Origin of the sequence: Streptomyces sp. NPDC005878 (assembly GCF_040629815.1) — a bacterium.
Classification (GTDB): domain Bacteria; phylum Actinomycetota; class Actinomycetes; order Streptomycetales; family Streptomycetaceae; genus Streptomyces.
In genome coordinates, this window is the sequence record NZ_JBEXWK010000035.1 from 43,342 (window position 1) to 58,564 (window position 15,223).

Consider the following 15,223-nt stretch of genomic DNA (forward strand, 5'->3'; position numbering starts at 1 on the left):
TTCGTCTACCGGTGGGTGGACGGTTGCTCGCGCCGTTCCCCGCGCCCCTTATCGGCCCGGAGTTCGTCTACCGGTGGGTGGACGGTTGCTCGCGCCGTTCCCCGCGCCCCTTATCGGCCCGGAGTTCGTCTACCGGTGGGTGGACGGTTGCTCGCGCAGTTCCCCGCGCCCCTTATCGGCCCGGAGTTCGTCTACCGGTGGGTGGACGGTTGCTCGCGCCGTTCCCCGCGCCCCTGATCGGCCCGGAGTTCGTCTGCCGGTGGGTGGTCGGTTGCTCGCGCCGTTCCCCGCGCCCCTAAAAGCGTCGGTCGCCTGACGGCCGGTGGACGGTTGCTCGCGCCGTTCCCCGCGCCCCTGGGGGGCCGGTCCTGGGCAGCCGTGCGTTCAGGCCGGGGGTCTTGATGGGCCGCAGGCCCCCTTGAGGGGCGCGGGGAACTGCGCGACCAGCCCCCACCGGGCCGCAGGTGAAGCAAAACCGGGGCGGAGCCCGCAACCCCGAGCGGGGAGCCCGTAAACCGGAGCGGGGCGCAGCCCGGGGGGGCCGGGCGCAGCCCAGGGACGGGCTCAGGCCGGGGGTCTTGATGGGCCGCAGGCCCCCTTGAGGGGCGCGGGGAACTGCGCGACCAGCCCCCACCGAGCCGCAGGTGAAGCGAGACCGGGGCGGAGCCCGCAACCCCGAGGGCGGAGCCCGTGGACTCGGGCAGGGCGCAGCCCGGGAGCCGGGCGCGGCCCCGGAGCCGGGCGCAGCTCGGGGGCCGGGGGGCAGCCCAGGGGCGGGCTCAGGGCAGGGGGAGTCGGGCGCGGGCCGGAAGGGGGGCTCGGGCAACCTGCCCCCCGCCCCGGTCCCCGCCCCCGTAGGGGGCCTACCCGTCCAGGGACTCCCGGGTCGCCAGGGACGGGCTCCTGCGGGAGCGTTCGTCGCGGGCGACCGCTTCCGCGTCCCGCAGCACCCGCACCGCGTTCCCCCACGTCAGCTTCGCCACGTCCGCCTCGGACCAGCCGCGGGCGAGCAGTTCGGCGATGAGGTTGGGGTAGCCGGCGACGTCGTCCAGGCCGGACGGGGTGAAGGCCGTGCCGTCGAAGTCCCCGCCGATCCCGATGTGGTCGATCCCCGCCACGGCCCGCATGTGGTCGAGGTGGTCCGCCACCGTCACGACGGTCGCGACCGGGCGCGGGTGCGCCGCCTCGAAGGCGGCGTGCAGCGCCATCGCCTCCGGCGAGGTGTCCAGCGGGTGCAGCCCGTGCGCCCGCAGGTTCTCGTCGGCCGCCGCCGTCCACTCCACCGCCGCCGGCAGGATGAACTTCGGCACGAAGGTCACCATCGCCACCCCGCCATTGCCGGGGAGCTGCGCGAGCACGTCGTCGGGCACGTTGCGCGGATGGTCGCAGACCGCCCGCGCCGAGGAGTGGGAGAAGATCACCGGCGCCGTCGACGTGGACAGCGCGTCCCGCATCGTCGTCGCCGCCACATGCGAGAGGTCGACCAGCATGCCGAGCCGGTTCATCTCGCGGACCACCTCGTGGCCGAAGGGGGACAGGCCCCCGACCCCCGGCGCGTCGGTCGCCGAGTCCGCCCACGCGGTGTTGTCGTTGTGGGTCAGGGTCATGTAGCGGACGCCCAGCGCGTACAGCGCGCGCAGCGTGGCGAGGGAGTCGTTGATGGAGTGGCCGCCCTCGGCGCCCTTGAGCGAGGCGATGCGGCCCGCGGCCCGCGCCTTCTCCATGTCGTCCGCCGTCAGCGCCCCGGCCAGCTCCCCGGGGTAGCGCGCGATGAGCTGGTCGACGCAGTCGATCTGCTCCAGGGTCGCGCTGACCGCCTCGTCGCCCGCCATGTCCGTGCGGACGAAGACCGACCAGAACTGCGCGCCGACTCCGCCCGCCCGCAGCCGGGGGATGTCGGTGTGCAGGTGCTCGCTCTGGTCCCGGCCCACGTCACGGCGGTCGAGGTCGTAGCGGACCTGGTTGCGCAGCGCCCAGGGCAGGTCGTTGTGGCCGTCGACGACGGGGTGCTGGGCCAGCAGCGTACGGGCCCGGGCGAGGTGGTCCACCGTGCTCACTTTCCGAAGCCGAAGGACGCCGAGGTCTCCACCTTCGCGCGCAGGCGCCTGCCCTTCTCGGTCGCCTGGTCGTTCAGCTCCTGCTGGAACTCCCGCATACGGGCGAGGAGTTCGGGGTCGTGGGCGGCCAGCATACGGGCGGCCAGCAGGCCCGCGTTGCGGGCACCGCCCACCGACACCGTCGCCACCGGCACCCCGGCCGGCATCTGCACGATGGACAGCAGCGAGTCCATGCCGTCCAGGTACTTCAGCGGCACCGGGACGCCGATCACCGGCAGCGGGGTGACCGAGGCGAGCATGCCGGGCAGATGGGCGGCGCCGCCCGCGCCCGCGATGACCGCCTTCAGACCGCGCTCCGCCGCCTGCTCGCCGTACGCGATCATCTCGTGCGGCATCCGGTGCGCGGAGACCACGTCGACCTCGTACGGGATCTCGAACTCGTGCAGCGCCTGGGCGGCGGCCTCCATGACCGGCCAGTCGGAGTCGGAACCCATGACGATGCCGATGACGGGAGAGGTGGGGCTCATTCGGTGATCGTTCCTCTGAGGTAGTCCGCCGCGTGACGGGCGCGCTCGCGCACGTCCGCGAGGTCGTCGCCGTAGGTGTTGACGTGGCCGACCTTACGGCCGGGCTTCACGTCCTTGCCGTACATATGGATCTTGAGCTGGGGGTCGCGGGCCATGCAGTGCAGATACGCGTGGTACATGTCCGGGTAGTCGCCGCCGAGCACGTTGCACATGACCGTCCACGTCGACCTCGGGCGCGGGTCGCCCAGCGGAAGGTCGAGGACGGCCCGGACGTGGTTGGCGAACTGCGAGGTGATCGCGCCGTCCTGGGTCCAGTGGCCCGAGTTGTGCGGGCGCATGGCCAGCTCGTTGACGAGGATGCGCCCGTCGCGGGTCTCGAAGAGCTCGACCGCGAGGTGGCCGACCACGCCCAGCTCGTCCGCGATGCGCAGGGCCAGCTGCTGCGCCCTGCCCGCCAGCTCCTCGCCGAGGTCCGGCGCGGGCGCGATCACGGTGTCGCAGACGCCGTCGACCTGCACCGACTCCACGACCGGGTAGGCGACGGCCTGGCCGTGCGGGGAGCGCACCACGTTGGCGGCGAGCTCGCGGGTGAAGTCGACCTTCTCCTCGGCGAGCACGTCCACGCCCGCCTTGAAGGCGTCGGCCGCGTCCGCCTCGGAGCGGACGAACCACACGCCCTTGCCGTCGTAGCCGCCGCGCACGGTCTTGAGGATGACGGGATAGCCCTCGCCCTCCGCCGCGAACCGCGACACGTCGGCCGGGTCCGCCACCAGCCGGTGGCGGGGGCAGGGCGCGCCCATCGCGTCGAGCCTGGCGCGCATCACCCCCTTGTCCTGGGCGTGCACCAACGCGTCGGGCCCCGGCCGGACGGGAATGCCGTCCGCCTCCAGGGCCCGCAGGTGCTCGGTGGGTACGTGCTCGTGATCGAAGGTGATCACGTCGCAGCCGCGCGCGAAGGCACGCAGCGTGTCCAGGTCGCGATAGTCGCCGATGACGACCTCGCTCACCACCTGGGCCGCCGAGTCCTGGGGGGTGTCACTGAGCAACTTGAATCTGATGCCGAGGGGGATGCCCGCCTCGTGGGTCATACGGGCGAGCTGACCGCCACCGACCATGCCGACTACCGGGAACGTCACACCCCCAGGGTATCCGCCGTCGCCCGGGGCCCCGGAGGGAGCCGGTCCGGTGGCCGGGGAGCGCTCGCCGGAGGCCGGGTGTGGCCGGGATTCGCAGGCGTCCACGAGCACGGGGCGGAGCCGCTGGTTAGCATGGCCGGGTCGGCGTACGAAGCGCGACATCGATTTCCGGGCACCACCACTGATCCGAACGGGGCTGAGCGATCACCATGAGTGAACGGGGCGCATTGCGTACGCGGCTACAGCTGCTCGCCCGGGAGATCGCGAAGTTCGGCGCGGTGGGCGCCGTCGGATTCGTCGTCAACGCGATCGTCTTCAACCTGTGCATGCACGTGGCCCACCTCGCGGTGGTGCGCTCCGGTGTGATCGCCACCGCCGTCGCCATCGGCACCAACTACGTGGGCAACCGCTACTGGACCTACCGGCACACCGAGGGCGGCCGGCGCAGCCGGGAGCTGATGCTCTTCCTGCTGTTCAGCGGCATCGGCCTGGTGATCGAGAACGGTGTCCTGGCGCTCTCGCACTACGGCTTCGGCTACACCTCGACGGTCGCCGACAACATCGCCAAGAACGTGGTGGGCCTGGGCCTGGGCACGGTCTTCCGGTTCTGGTCGTACCGCACCTGGGTGTTCCGGGCACTGCCCGCCCGGGAGGCGGTGGAGACCGCCGAGTCCTTTCTCGGCGACGCCCCCCAGCCGTACGCCCGCCACCACTCGGGGTCGTAAACCGCTCATCTGACGGTCGGCTCCGCCTCCGGCTCGCGCGGGCCGCGCGCCACCCGGCTCAGGAACAGGGCGAAGACCGCGGGCTGCTGCTGGAGCATCTCCAGGCGTCCGCCGTCCGCCTCGGCGAGGTCGCGGGCGACGGCGAGGCCGATGCCGGTGGAGTTGCGGCCGCTGATGGTCCGCTCGAAGATCCGCGCCCCGAGGTCGGGCGGCACCCCGGGCCCCTGGTCGGTGACCTCGACCACGGTCTGGTTGCCGGTGACGCGGGTACGGACCGCCACGGTGCCGCCGCCGTGCATCAGCGAGTTCTCGATCAGCGCCGCGAGCACCTGGGCGACCGCGCCCGGGGTGCCCACCGCCCGCAGCCCCTGCTTGCCGGAGCGGACGATGGCGCGGCCCGCGCTGCGGTAGGCCGGGCGCCACTCCTCCAGCTGCTGCTTGACCACCTCGTCGAGGTCGAAGACGACGGCCGAGCCGGTGCGGGGGTCGCGGGAGTTGGTGAGCAGCCGCTCCACCACGTCGGTGAGCCGCTCGACCTGGGTGAGCGCGATCGTCGCCTCCTCCTTGACCGTCTCCAGGTCGTCGGTGAGCGCGATCTCCTCCAGCCGCATCGAGAGCGCGGTGAGCGGGGTGCGCAACTGGTGGGAGGCGTCGGCGGCGAGCCGGCGCTCGGCGGTGAGCATGCGCCCGATCCGCTCGGCGGAGGAGTCCAGGACGTCGGCGACCCGGTCCAGCTCGTGCACCCCGTACCGCTTGTGGCGCGGGCGCGGGTCGCCGGAGCCGAGCCGCTCCGCGGTCTCGGCGAGATCGGTGAGCGGGGAGGCGAGCTTGTTCGCCTGGCGTACGGCCAGGAGCACCGCGGAGACGATGGCGAGCAGCGCCACCGCGCCGATGATCAGCAGGGTGCGCCCGACCTCGCGGGTGACGGTGGAGCGGGACTCCTCGACCAGGACGCTCTCGCCGCGCGCGCCGGTGGCGAAGCCGCGGATGAGCGAGCCGCCGGGCCGGGTGCCGAGTTCGATGGGGGCGCGGCCGGGGATCTCGATCCGGGCGTAGCGGTCGGGACCGACGCCCGGCAGCGACTGCGGGCTGACCGCCTCGTTGGCGAGCATCCGGCTGTCGATGACGCTGACCAGCCGCAGCGCCTCGGAGTTGACGCTCTCCTGGGCGCTGCTGCTGATCGTCCTGGTCTCGACGATGACGAGGGAGACGCCGAAGACGGCGATCACCACGAGCACCACGGCGAGCGTGGAGTTGATCAGTCGGCGGCGCATGCCTCAGTGTCCCAGGACGTGGCGGAGCGGACGGGCGTACCCGGCCGTCAGCTCTTCTCGAAGCGGAAGCCGACGCCTCGGACGGTGGCGATGTAGCGCGGGTTGGCGGCGTCGTCGCCGAGCTTCTTGCGCAGCCAGGAGATGTGCATGTCGAGCGTCTTGGTCGAGGACCACCAGGTGGTGTCCCAGACCTCGCGCATCAGCTGGTCGCGGGTGACCACCCGGCCCGCGTCGCGCACCAGGACCCGCAGCAGGTCGAACTCCTTGGCGGTGAGCTGGAGCTCCTCGTCGCCCATCCAGGCGCGGTGCGACTCGACGTCGATCCGCACGCCGTGGGTGGCGGGCTGGGGGGCGGGCTCGGTGGCGCCGCGCCGCAGCAGGGCCCGGACCCGGGCCAGCAGCTCGGCCAGCCGGAACGGCTTGGTGACGTAGTCGTCGGCGCCGGCGTCGAGGCCGACCACGGTGTCCACCTCGTCGGCGCGGGCGGTCAGCACCAGGATCGGGACGGTGTGGCCCTCGGAGCGGAGCCTGCGGGCCACCTCCAGGCCGTCCATCCCGGGCAGGCCCAGGTCGAGCACGACCAGGTCGGCGCCTCCCTGGAGTCCGGCGTCGAGGGCGCTCGGGCCGTCCTCGCGGACCTCGACCTCGTAACCCTCCCGACGCAGTGCGCGGGCCAGCGGCTCCGAGATGGACGCGTCGTCCTCGGCGAGCAGTACACGGGTCATGGGGGTGATGGTAGTCCGCGACCGGGAGGGGCTGTCCGTGGAACCCGTGAGGGGGTGCGGGGGGTTCGGGGGCGCGCCCGTTCCTGAGCGCCGTCCGATCGCTCCTTGATCGTCCGATCGCCGTTCCTTGATCGTCTCCAGGGCGTCCGTCCCTGCGGCCCTGGGATGCGATCCTGGTATGCACCTTCGAATGTGTGCCGATGGTTCCAGCGACGCCTGTGATCCATGTCTCAAGTCCTTCCATATGCGGCTGTGTGGTGTCGTATGGTGTCTCAACGCCTTTAGCACTAACTCGGGGACCTTTGGCCTGCTTGGCGCGCCAAAGGTCTCTTTTCTGCGAAGGAACCGGAATTACTGGTTCCGAATACAGTGAATGACCTATGGGCCGGGCCCCGGGCGCGATGGTGCGCCCCGGGCGTGGATCCCGGTGGGTCCGTCCTCTCGACTCCGTCACCACGGATGCGAACCCCTCGGGCGTAGGGGCGGGCGGTCTCCTGCCGGTGCCGGCCACCCCCCACCGGGCGCGATCACCGCTCACGAAGCGCGCGTCCCGAGCAAGCAAGGATCGACCATGGCGTCCAGCCTGACGAAGGACTCGGCCAGCACCACCGGTACCGAGAAGACCTTCTTCGGCCACCCCCGCGGCCTGGCCACTCTCTTCATGACCGAGATGTGGGAGCGCTTCTCCTACTACGGCATGCGCGCCCTTCTCGTGTACTACCTGGTCTCCGGCGGCGCCGACGCGGCGACCGGCGCCCAGGGCGGCGGCCTCGCCATGCGGGCCACCACGGCCACGGCCATCTACTCCGTCTACGTCTCCATGGTCTACCTCATGGCGATGCCGGGCGGCTGGTTCGGCGACCGGGTCTGGGGTGCCCGCAAGACGGTCACCATCGCCGGTTCCGTGATCATGTGCGGTCACCTTGCCCTGGCCCTGCCCGGCCAGCCCCCGTTCTTCCTCGGCCTGATCCTGGTCGCCGTCGGTTCCGGTCTGCTCAAGGCCAACATCTCGACGATGGTCGGCCACCTGTACGACGGCGCCGACGACCCGCGCCGCGACGGTGGCTTCACCGTCTTCTACATGGGCATCAACCTCGGCGCCTTCGCGGCCCCGCTGGTGATCGGCACGGTCGGCAAGGAGCACAACTGGCACCTGGGCTTCGCCCTCGCCGCGCTCGGCATGGCCCTGGGCCTGGCCCAGTTCCTCCTCGGCACCAAGCACCTGAACCCGAAGAGCAGCCTCGTCCCGAACCCTCTGTCGCCCGCGGAGCGCAAGGGCGTCCTGGTCAAGGCCGCGGCCGCCGTCGCCTCGCTCGCCGTCTTCTACGGCGTCGTGGTGGCCATCGGTGCCTACACCCTGAACTGGGCGCTGGTCCCGCTCACCCTGGCCGGTCTGCTCATCCCGATCGCCGTCCTGGTCCGCATCAAGCGCGACAAGGACCTGTCGACGGCCGAGCAGTCGAAGATGAACGGCTACATCTGGCTCTTCGTCGCCGCCGCCGTCTTCTGGATGATCTACGACCAGGGCGGCTCGACCCTGTCGCTCTTCGCCGACGACAAGACCGTCGACAACGTGGCGGGCCTGCACTTCTCGGCCACCTGGTACCAGTCGCTGAACCCGCTGTTCGTGATGGCGCTGGCCCCGGTCTTCGCCTGGCTGTGGCTGTGGCTGGCGCGGAAGAACCAGGAGCCGAACACCATCGTGAAGTTCGCGATGGGCCTGCTCATCATCGGTGCCTCGTTCTTCGTCTTCATCGTCCCGATGAACATGGCGGGCGACAGCGGCAAGGTCTCCCCGATGTGGCTGGTCTCGATCTACATGATCCAGACCATCGGTGAGCTGTGCCTCTCCCCGGTCGGCCTCTCGGTCACCACGAAGATGGCCCCGCAGAAGTACGCCTCCCAGATGATGGGCGTCTGGTTCCTCGCGGTCACCGCGGGCGACTGCTTCACGGGTCTGCTCTCGCTGGCCGGTGTGAGCCTCAACGGACTCGGGATCATCGCGATGGAGGCCTCGATGGCCGCCGTCGCGGGCCTGGCGATCTACATGTACCGCAGGAAGGTCCAAGAGCTCATGGGCGGCGTGCACTGACCTGCGCACCACCGCCGTACGGCCAAGGGCCGCCGCACCTCCCCGGTGCGGCGGCCCTTGGCCTTTTCCCTGCGTACGGCACGGCTCAGCGCGTGCCGCGCAGCCGCCGCCACGGGGTGAAGGTGAAGACCGCGCCGCCGAGCAGGACGGCGGTTCCGGCCACGAGGCCGAGGGCGCGCAGGGCGCCGTGGTCGCCTCCGCCGGTATCCGCGAGGCCGCCGGACGCGGCCGCGCCGCCGCCGGTGGCGCCCGCGGAGCCGGACGTGCCGGTGCCGCCCGGCGTACCGGTGCCGCCCGACGCGCCGCCCTGCTGGGCCGTGGTGTCGAGCTCCAGGGAGACGGGCGCCGTGCCCTTGACCGCGCACGGGATGATGATCTTCGAGCCGCCCAGGGTGACGTCGATCGTCAGTGCGCCGGGGCTGAGCGTCGACTTCCCGCTCGCCCCCGGTTTGTAGCTGCCGGTCATGTCGGAGAGACTGACCGGGTCACCGGCGTTCAGGGGACCGGAGTTGGGCGCGCCCGTCACCGTCACCGCGCCCTTGTCGGCGCCGCCGACGGTGATCTGCATGGACGGTTTCAGCGCGCCCGCGGGGAGCGGGGCCGGGCTGTTCATGACGCCCTTGGCGGTCTTGACCGTGAGGTCGTAACTCCCGCCGTTCTTCTTGGCGTTGACCGTCACCTTGGAGTTGATGCTCGCCGGGCCGGGGGACTTGCAGGCGAAGGTGACCGCGACTTCCTTGCCCGGGAGGTCGCTCTGGCCGCCGGTCCCGCCGGTCCCGCCGGTGGTGCTGCCGCCCGTGCTGCCTCCCGTGCTGCCGCCGGTGCTGCCTCCCGTGGTCGTGGTCCCGCCGGACGTGGTCGTCCCGCCGGAGCCCGTGGTGCCGCCGCTCCCGGTGGTCCCGCCGGAGCCCGTCGTGCCGCCGGACGTCGTGGTGCCGCCACTGCCCGTCGTACCGCCCGACGTCGTCCCCCCGCCGTCCGTCACCTTGATCGTCGCCCCGGCGGCCACCGCCGCCTTCGGGGAGCACTTGGTGTCCGTCGGGATCGGCTTGCTGACGTTGATCGTGTACTTGTCCGGGGCGAGCGTGACCTCGCCCGCCTTGGTCAGCTTCAGCTTCGCCTTCATGTCCGGCAGGACCATCGGGCTGTTCTTGGGTATCGGCGGGTTCTGCCGCGGCCCCTCCACCGCCAGGTCGGCGCTCTGCGCCCCGGCCACCTTGAGGGTGCCGGACGGCTTCACGGTGTCCTTCTCCAGGTCGAGCACGTCGGGGTTCTTCGACGCGGCCTGGACGGTCTTCCAGACCACCTCGACCTCGTCGCCCACCTTCGCCTCGGCGGGCGCGGTGATCTGCACCTTGGTGGTGCCCTCCACGGGCGGCAGGCCGGAGATGGGGGGCGGGATGCACTCGGTGGCGTAGGAGACCTCCGCCGCCCGGGCGGGCCCGGCGGCCAGGACGATCCCCGCGCCGCCGAGCATCAGCGCGATGCCGGCCGCGCTCATCCTCCGTTGCGTGGTCACGTATATCCCTTCGTCGTGGGGGTGTTCGGACGGTTGTCGGTCGGTGCGGAGTCCGGGGTGAACCACGGCAGGGGCGTCGTCGCCGTACGCGTGGCGGGGTCGCCGTCGCCGGAGGGCGGCGGGGGCGGGGGCGGGGGCGGTCCGGGGGCGGCGGTCCGTGACGGGCGGCCGGGGCGGATCCGGCGCGGACCGGCCGCCCGGCCCCGTCGCGCGGGCCCGGTCCCGCTCGGGCGGACCCTGTCCACCACCGCCATGCCGATACGGAACACCGCCGCCGGGACGACCAGGCACAGCAGGATCCAGAAGAGCGTCACGCCCCAGGGGCGGCCCACGCCCCACGGCTGGGTGGCGAGCACCTTCGGCCCGTACTTCACCAGGACCTGGTAGTCGCCGTGCGCGCCCGCGGGCAGTTCGAAGCCGAGACGGACCTCGGCCTTGCCGCCGGGCGCGACGGTGCCCTTCCACTGCCGGTCCTCCCACCGCGGCGCGAACACGCCGTGGGAGGTGCCCACCTGGAAGACCGGGTCCTTCACCGGCGCCGGGCCGAGGTTGCCGACGGTGACGACCAGCGTGCGCGAGGGCGGCGCCCCGAACCAGGTGAGGATCCCGCTGCTGCCCTTGAGTTCGGGCGCGGTCAGGACGCTCAGGCGTCCGGCGCCGGACTGCTCGGGCAGCGGCGCCACCGGATGGCCCGCGATCCGCACCTCGGCGTCCACCGCGGCCTGCTCCCCCGTCACCGTGGCCACGTGCACCACACACGGGCAGGGTCTGGGCGGCGCGGCCACCGGCAGCGGCTTGCTGAAGGCTCCCTTGGCGTCGGTGGTCACCGCGCGCCCGTGGGCGTTGGCGCAGGAGTTGGTGCCGCCGATCACGCCCTGCCCGGGCGTGGACTGGCCGCAGACCAGCAGCATCAGGAGCGCGCCGGGCCGCCAGCCGGTGCCGCTCGCGGTGATCTCCCCGCCCTTGGCCGCCTCCGGCGCGGAAAGCGTCACGGCGGGTTTCCCCTCCCGCGCGGAGAGGGCTACGACGGGTTTCGCCTCCCGCGCCGAGAGGGCCACAGCGGATTTCGCCTCCCGCGCCGAGAGCGTCACGGCCGGTTTCCCCTCCCGGGCGTCGGCGGCCGTCGGCGGCGCCGCCGCCGCGGTGAGTGCCAGCAGCACGGCCGCGACCAGCGCCGCCCCTCCCGTACGTCCCCTCACGACGCCACCCCCGTCGTCACCGGCTCGTCCGCGGGCCGGGCCGCTCCGGGGCCGTCAGGTACGCGCCCCCGCCCCCGGCGCAGCCACAGCGCCACTCCCCCGCCCGCCACCGCGCACCCCGCGCCCGCCGCCGGCCCCCACGGCACGTACGCCGCCGAGGCCGTCGCCTCGGCGCGGGCGGCGCCGGGCGCCGTCACCGTCAGGCGCACCTCGACGCGGTCGAGGGCGGGCGGGTGCCACGGCTCGGTCAGCTCGACGCGCCCGCCGGGCGGCAGCTCCACCGGCAGCGGTCGGGCCGGGCGCCGCAGCCGCTGTCCGAACAGCCCGCCGACCCGTACGGCCAGGCTCGGGGCGAGCACCGTGTTGCCCCGGTTGACCAGGGCGTAGTGGATCAGGGAGCGGCGCCGGTCGAGCCGTACGTCCTCGACGGTGAGCGCGGCCAGGGCCGGTCCGGCGACCCGCACCCGGACGGGCACCCGCTCCTGGCGGCCGCCGCCGGAGGCGACCAGCGCCGCCGTGCGGCCGCCGGGCGGCGCGCCGACGGGGACGGTGACCGCGAAGGGCACCTCGGCCCGGGTGCGCGGCGGGATCCTCACCTCGGCGGCGGCCGGCGTGATCCAGGCGCCGGTGGAGGTGGCCGTGGCCGTGCCGGTGGCGGTCCCGCGCAGCCGCAGGGTCAGCGGGCGTCCGGTGGGGTTGGTGAGCGCGAGCCGGTCCTCCAGGACGGAGCCGGGCGCGCCCTCCAGGTAGAAGTACGCCCTGCCGCCTCCTCCCGGGGCGGGCGCGGCGCTCCACGCCGCCTCGGCGGCGTGCGCCGCGGGGACGGTCGGGGCGGACAGGGCGAGGGCCGCGGCGAGCACGGCCGGGCGGAACGGACGCGGCGGCATCGGCGGCTCCCCGTCGGGCGTCGGTAGGGACGGTCAGCCGTGCGCGCGGGCCCCGCGCCGGGTCAGCCACAGCACCCCGGCCGCGCCGGCGAGCAGGACGGTGCCGCCGAGCGTGCCGAGGGCGAGGGCCGAGTCGAGCGGGCCGGTCCTGGGCAGCGACGCGGCGGCCCCGGGGGCGCCGGTGACGTCGAGGGAGAGGGAGGGGCCGGGGCTGTTGCCCGGGGTGCAGGTGGTGGTGGTGCCCAGCGCCTTGATGGTGAGGACCGAGGCGGTGAAGGTGACCTTGCCCGACGCCTTCGGCGTGTACGTACCGCTCAGGTCGCTGATCTTGATGGGGCTGTTGGCGGGTATCTCGGCGGTGTTGGCCGGTCCGGAGACCGCCACCGTTCCCTTGTCGGCGCCGCCGAGCGCGACGACCGCGCTCGGTTTCATCGCGCCCGGGCCCAGCGCCACGGGGCTGGACGAGACGCCCTTCTGGAACGACATGGTCAATTGGTAGGCGCCGCCGCTCCTGACGGCCTTGATGTCGATGGGCGACACCGCGCTCTTGGGGCCGATCGGTGTCTCGCACTTGTAGTTGACGTCCACGACGTCGGCGTGGGCGGCCGGGGCGGCCATCAGCACCACCGGGCCCGCCACCGCGGCCGCAAGGGCGAGTGCTGTCCGTTTCTGGTACGACACGTACGACACCTCGAATTTCCCTCGGTCCCGAGGCCGTTCACGTTCTGACGGCACATCAGATTGGGCGTCAAGGTACGCCGGGGACCTTGTCGAGGGAAGACACACAACACAGCGGATGACGGACGCGAGTGACGCGAGTGCCCTGGGCGGGCACCGCGTGAGGACGTGCGCGGGCGGGGAGGGCGCCCTACGCGGGCGCGGCGAGCTCCGCCCAGACCATCTTGCCGGGCACTCCGGGCGTCCTCAGGACACCCCAGTCCAGGCAGAGCCGCTGGACGATGAACATGCCGTGGCCGCCGGGCCGTCCCGCGCGGTGCGGGGTGCGGGGCGCGGGCTGGCCGGAGCCGAGGTCGGTGACCTCCAGGCGCAGCACCTTGGAGGTGAGGGCGACGCGCAGCTGCTCGGGGCCCTCGGCGTGCAGACAGGCGTTGGTGACCAGCTCGGAGACCACGAGCAGGACGTCCTCCGCGGCGGCGCGGCGGTCGGCGGTGGCGGCCGGCAGCCAGCCCCACTCGTACAGCGCCTGGCGGGTGAAGTCGCGGGCCAGGGGCACGACGCCACTGGCTCCGTCCAGGGCGAGGACGCGTGAGGCCGTCACCGGAGCTCCGTCCGGCTCGGAGCCGCGGTCGCCCGGCTGGTGCTGCCGGGTGGTGCTCATCAGCGCTTCACCTCACCGATTCACCGAACGCCTGGTTCGCCAACGTCTTGGGTCTGGTCTCCTGCCCCGCAAGCGCGGGGTCAGTCGTCCAGTGCGGCTTCGAGCGAATCATGCACGGTGAAGACCGCTTCCGCTCCGGTGATCTCGAAGACCCGGGCCACCACGGGAAGCATCCCCGCAAGATGAACCGCGCCGCCGGCCGCCTCGGCCTTGAGCCGGGCTCCGAGCAGCACGTTCAGCCCGGTCGAGTCACAGAACTCGAGCTGCGCGCAGTCGACGACCAGCCGGTTGCGGCCCGCCGCGACCGCGCTCTCCAGCGGCTCGCTGAGCAGCTCCGCCGTGTGGTGGTCCAGCTCGCCCACGGGCGTGAAGATCTCACTGCGGCCGTGCGAGCGGACGCCGACCTTGAGACGGCCCCCGTTTGCGCTTCCGACCGTGCCGCGGTCCATGCCCGTCCCTCTTCGCCTTGATCGCCGTGATTCGCCGTGCCACACCGTAAACGGTGCGGCGGTGGTTCGTGTCGTCCTTCCCGGTGCTTTCGCTGTGCTCCCCGTCACAAGTGACGCACCTCTCCGCATACGGCACCGAACACGGCTCCGTACACGCGGACTCCGCGAGAACACTACGCCTTCCCTACGCCCGCCGGAAGCCGAACACCATCCCGAACCGGACATATAGTAACAACTCGTCCTTGCGGCGGTAGGACCAAAGCGGGTAGGGGTAGGAGAGACAGTTTTTCACCGCGACCGGCCATGGAGGCGCCGCACACCGATCCGCCACGTATGGGCATCGGCAGCCATATGCCGAGAACGATGGAGGAGACCCCATGTCACCCCGGCTCGACGCATCCCTGGATACGTCGGCAACGCACGTACCGCACACCGTCCTCGAGGGACTCGACGATCTCCCGGAGATCCCTCCCTACGAACACATCGCGCCGCTGGACGCACGGGCCCTGTCGAAGACGCTCTTCGCCCGGCTCGACTCCCTCGAAGAGGGCACCCCCGCGTACGCCTACGTACGCAACACGCTCGTCGAACTCAACCTCGCACTGGTGAAGTTCGCCGCCTCCCGGTTCCGCTCGCGCAGCGAGCCGATGGAGGACATCATCCAGGTCGGCACCATCGGCCTGATCAAGGCGATCGACCGCTTCGAGTACGACAGAGGCGTGGAGTTCCCCACCTTCGCCATGCCGACCATCGTCGGCGAGATCAAGCGCTTCTTCCGCGACACCTCCTGGTCCGTCCGGGTCCCCCGGCGCTTGCAGGAGCTCCGTCTCGACCTGGCCAAGGCGGGCGACGAACTCGCCCAGCAGCTGGACCGCGCACCCACGGTGGGCGAGCTCGCCGAGCGCCTGGGCATCAGCAAGGACGAGGTCGTCGAGGGGATGGCGGCGAGCAACGCGTACACCGCCAGCTCGCTGGACGCCCAGCCCGAGGAGGACGACACCGAGGGCGCGCTCGCGGACCGGATCGGCTACGAGGACCACGACCTCGAAGGCGTCGAGTACATCGAGTCCCTCAAGCCGCTGATCGCCGGACTGCCCGCCCGGGACCGCAAGATCCTGTCGCTGCGGTTCGTCGCCAACATGACCCAGTCCGAGATCGGCGAGGAGCTCGGCATCTCCCAGATGCACGTCTCCCGGCTGCTCTCGCGCACCCTCACCCGGCTGCGCAAGGGGCTGACGGTGGAGGAGTGAGCTCCGCCGCGTGCCACGAGGGCCCGTCCCCCCGGGGGGACGGG

The 15,223-nt window shown here is 72.4% G+C and carries 14 protein-coding genes and 1 CRISPR repeat array; of the genes, 3 read left to right on the forward strand and 11 right to left on the reverse strand.

Annotated elements, in window-relative coordinates; all coding sequences use genetic code 11:
• Window positions 1-82: 82 nt before the first annotated feature.
• Window positions 83-356: direct repeats of the CRISPR family, unit length 29 nt; unit sequence CGGTTGCTCGCGCCGTTCCCCGCGCCCCT.
• 507 nt (window positions 357-863) lie between these two features.
• From ABZ404_RS34025 to ABZ404_RS34035, 3 genes are read right to left on the reverse strand one after another with little or no spacing between them, the layout of a single operon-like run.
• Window positions 864-2,057 carry a dipeptidase gene (locus ABZ404_RS34025; protein WP_358834347.1) on the reverse strand — a complete coding sequence of 398 codons (1,194 nt, stop codon included), beginning with the start codon at window positions 2,055-2,057 and terminating at the stop codon, window positions 864-866.
• A complete protein-coding gene (gene purE, locus ABZ404_RS34030; protein ID WP_358834346.1) occupies window positions 2,054-2,584 on the reverse strand; it encodes a 5-(carboxyamino)imidazole ribonucleotide mutase in 531 nt (176 codons plus the stop codon). The genes ABZ404_RS34025 and purE overlap by 4 nt, the downstream gene beginning before the upstream one ends.
• Complete coding sequence (locus ABZ404_RS34035) at window positions 2,581-3,720, reverse strand: 5-(carboxyamino)imidazole ribonucleotide synthase (protein WP_358834345.1); 1,140 nt, start codon at window positions 3,718-3,720, stop codon at window positions 2,581-2,583. Before ABZ404_RS34035 ends, purE begins: the two co-directional genes overlap by 4 nt.
• Before the next feature lie 209 nt (window positions 3,721-3,929).
• On the opposite strand from ABZ404_RS34035, the gene ABZ404_RS34040 reads away from it, so the two are divergent.
• Window positions 3,930-4,445 (forward strand): GtrA family protein, encoded by a 516-nt coding sequence (locus tag ABZ404_RS34040; RefSeq protein WP_358834344.1) that lies wholly within the window; start codon window positions 3,930-3,932, stop codon window positions 4,443-4,445.
• Window positions 4,446-4,450: 5 nt separating this feature from the next.
• Here the strand turns inward: ABZ404_RS34040 and ABZ404_RS34045 are convergent, their stop codons facing one another.
• Window positions 4,451-5,719 carry an ATP-binding protein gene (locus ABZ404_RS34045; RefSeq protein ID WP_358834343.1) on the reverse strand — a complete coding sequence of 423 codons (1,269 nt, stop codon included), beginning with the start codon at window positions 5,717-5,719 and terminating at the stop codon, window positions 4,451-4,453.
• Between the two features lie 47 nt (window positions 5,720-5,766).
• Window positions 5,767-6,444: a response regulator transcription factor gene (locus ABZ404_RS34050; protein ID WP_358834342.1), complete on the reverse strand. Its 678-nt coding sequence runs from the start codon at window positions 6,442-6,444 to the stop codon at window positions 5,767-5,769.
• Window positions 6,445-7,015: 571 nt separating this feature from the next.
• Between ABZ404_RS34050 and ABZ404_RS34055 the strand changes: the two genes are divergently transcribed.
• Window positions 7,016-8,536, forward strand: a complete 1,521-nt coding sequence (locus ABZ404_RS34055; RefSeq protein WP_358834341.1) for an oligopeptide:H+ symporter — start codon at window positions 7,016-7,018, stop codon at window positions 8,534-8,536.
• An 85-nt stretch (window positions 8,537-8,621) separates the two neighbouring features.
• On the opposite strand, the gene ABZ404_RS34060 is transcribed toward ABZ404_RS34055, so the two are convergent.
• The 6 genes from ABZ404_RS34060 to ABZ404_RS34085 all read right to left on the reverse strand — a co-directional run bounded on the left by ABZ404_RS34060 (window position 8,622) and on the right by ABZ404_RS34085 (window position 13,929).
• Window positions 8,622-10,037 carry a hypothetical protein gene (locus tag ABZ404_RS34060; protein ID WP_358834350.1) on the reverse strand — a complete coding sequence of 472 codons (1,416 nt, stop codon included), beginning with the start codon at window positions 10,035-10,037 and terminating at the stop codon, window positions 8,622-8,624.
• A gap of 14 nt (window positions 10,038-10,051) precedes the next feature.
• Window positions 10,052-11,113 (reverse strand): hypothetical protein, encoded by a 1,062-nt coding sequence (locus ABZ404_RS34065; protein WP_358834349.1) that lies wholly within the window; start codon window positions 11,111-11,113, stop codon window positions 10,052-10,054.
• A 137-nt stretch (window positions 11,114-11,250) separates the two neighbouring features.
• Complete coding sequence (locus tag ABZ404_RS34070; protein WP_358834340.1) at window positions 11,251-12,141, reverse strand: hypothetical protein; 891 nt, start codon at window positions 12,139-12,141, stop codon at window positions 11,251-11,253.
• Between the two features lie 33 nt (window positions 12,142-12,174).
• Window positions 12,175-12,822: a peptidase gene (locus ABZ404_RS34075; RefSeq protein WP_358834339.1), complete on the reverse strand. Its 648-nt coding sequence runs from the start codon at window positions 12,820-12,822 to the stop codon at window positions 12,175-12,177.
• 187 nt (window positions 12,823-13,009) lie between these two features.
• Entirely contained in the window at window positions 13,010-13,480 is a 471-nt protein-coding gene (locus ABZ404_RS34080) for an ATP-binding protein (RefSeq protein ID WP_358834338.1), read from the reverse strand.
• Between the two features lie 80 nt (window positions 13,481-13,560).
• Entirely contained in the window at window positions 13,561-13,929 is a 369-nt protein-coding gene (locus ABZ404_RS34085; RefSeq protein WP_358834337.1) for an STAS domain-containing protein, read from the reverse strand.
• A 377-nt stretch (window positions 13,930-14,306) separates the two neighbouring features.
• Between ABZ404_RS34085 and ABZ404_RS34090 the strand changes: the two genes are divergently transcribed.
• Complete coding sequence (locus ABZ404_RS34090) at window positions 14,307-15,179, forward strand: RNA polymerase sigma factor SigF (RefSeq protein ID WP_358834336.1); 873 nt, start codon at window positions 14,307-14,309, stop codon at window positions 15,177-15,179.
• The last annotated feature ends 44 nt before the right edge of the window (window positions 15,180-15,223 follow it).

Bases quoted from the DNA above. Each gene is read 5' to 3' on its own strand.
- purE (WP_358834346.1), bottom strand. From the start codon at position 2,584: ATGAGCCCCACCTCTCCCGTCATCGGCATCGTCATGGGTTCCGACTCC.
- ABZ404_RS34040 (WP_358834344.1), top strand. From the start codon at position 3,930: ATGAGTGAACGGGGCGCATTGCGTACGCGGCTACAGCTGCTCGCCCGG.
- ABZ404_RS34045 (WP_358834343.1), bottom strand. From the start codon at position 5,719: ATGCGCCGCCGACTGATCAACTCCACGCTCGCCGTGGTGCTCGTGGTG.
- ABZ404_RS34050 (WP_358834342.1), bottom strand. From the start codon at position 6,444: ATGACCCGTGTACTGCTCGCCGAGGACGACGCGTCCATCTCGGAGCCG.
- ABZ404_RS34055 (WP_358834341.1), top strand. From the start codon at position 7,016: ATGGCGTCCAGCCTGACGAAGGACTCGGCCAGCACCACCGGTACCGAG.
- ABZ404_RS34060 (WP_358834350.1), bottom strand. From the start codon at position 10,037: ATGAGCGCGGCCGGCATCGCGCTGATGCTCGGCGGCGCGGGGATCGTC.
- ABZ404_RS34070 (WP_358834340.1), bottom strand. From the start codon at position 12,141: ATGCCGCCGCGTCCGTTCCGCCCGGCCGTGCTCGCCGCGGCCCTCGCC.
- ABZ404_RS34080 (WP_358834338.1), bottom strand. From the start codon at position 13,480: ATGAGCACCACCCGGCAGCACCAGCCGGGCGACCGCGGCTCCGAGCCG.
- ABZ404_RS34085 (WP_358834337.1), bottom strand. From the start codon at position 13,929: ATGGACCGCGGCACGGTCGGAAGCGCAAACGGGGGCCGTCTCAAGGTC.
- ABZ404_RS34090 (WP_358834336.1), top strand. From the start codon at position 14,307: ATGTCACCCCGGCTCGACGCATCCCTGGATACGTCGGCAACGCACGTA.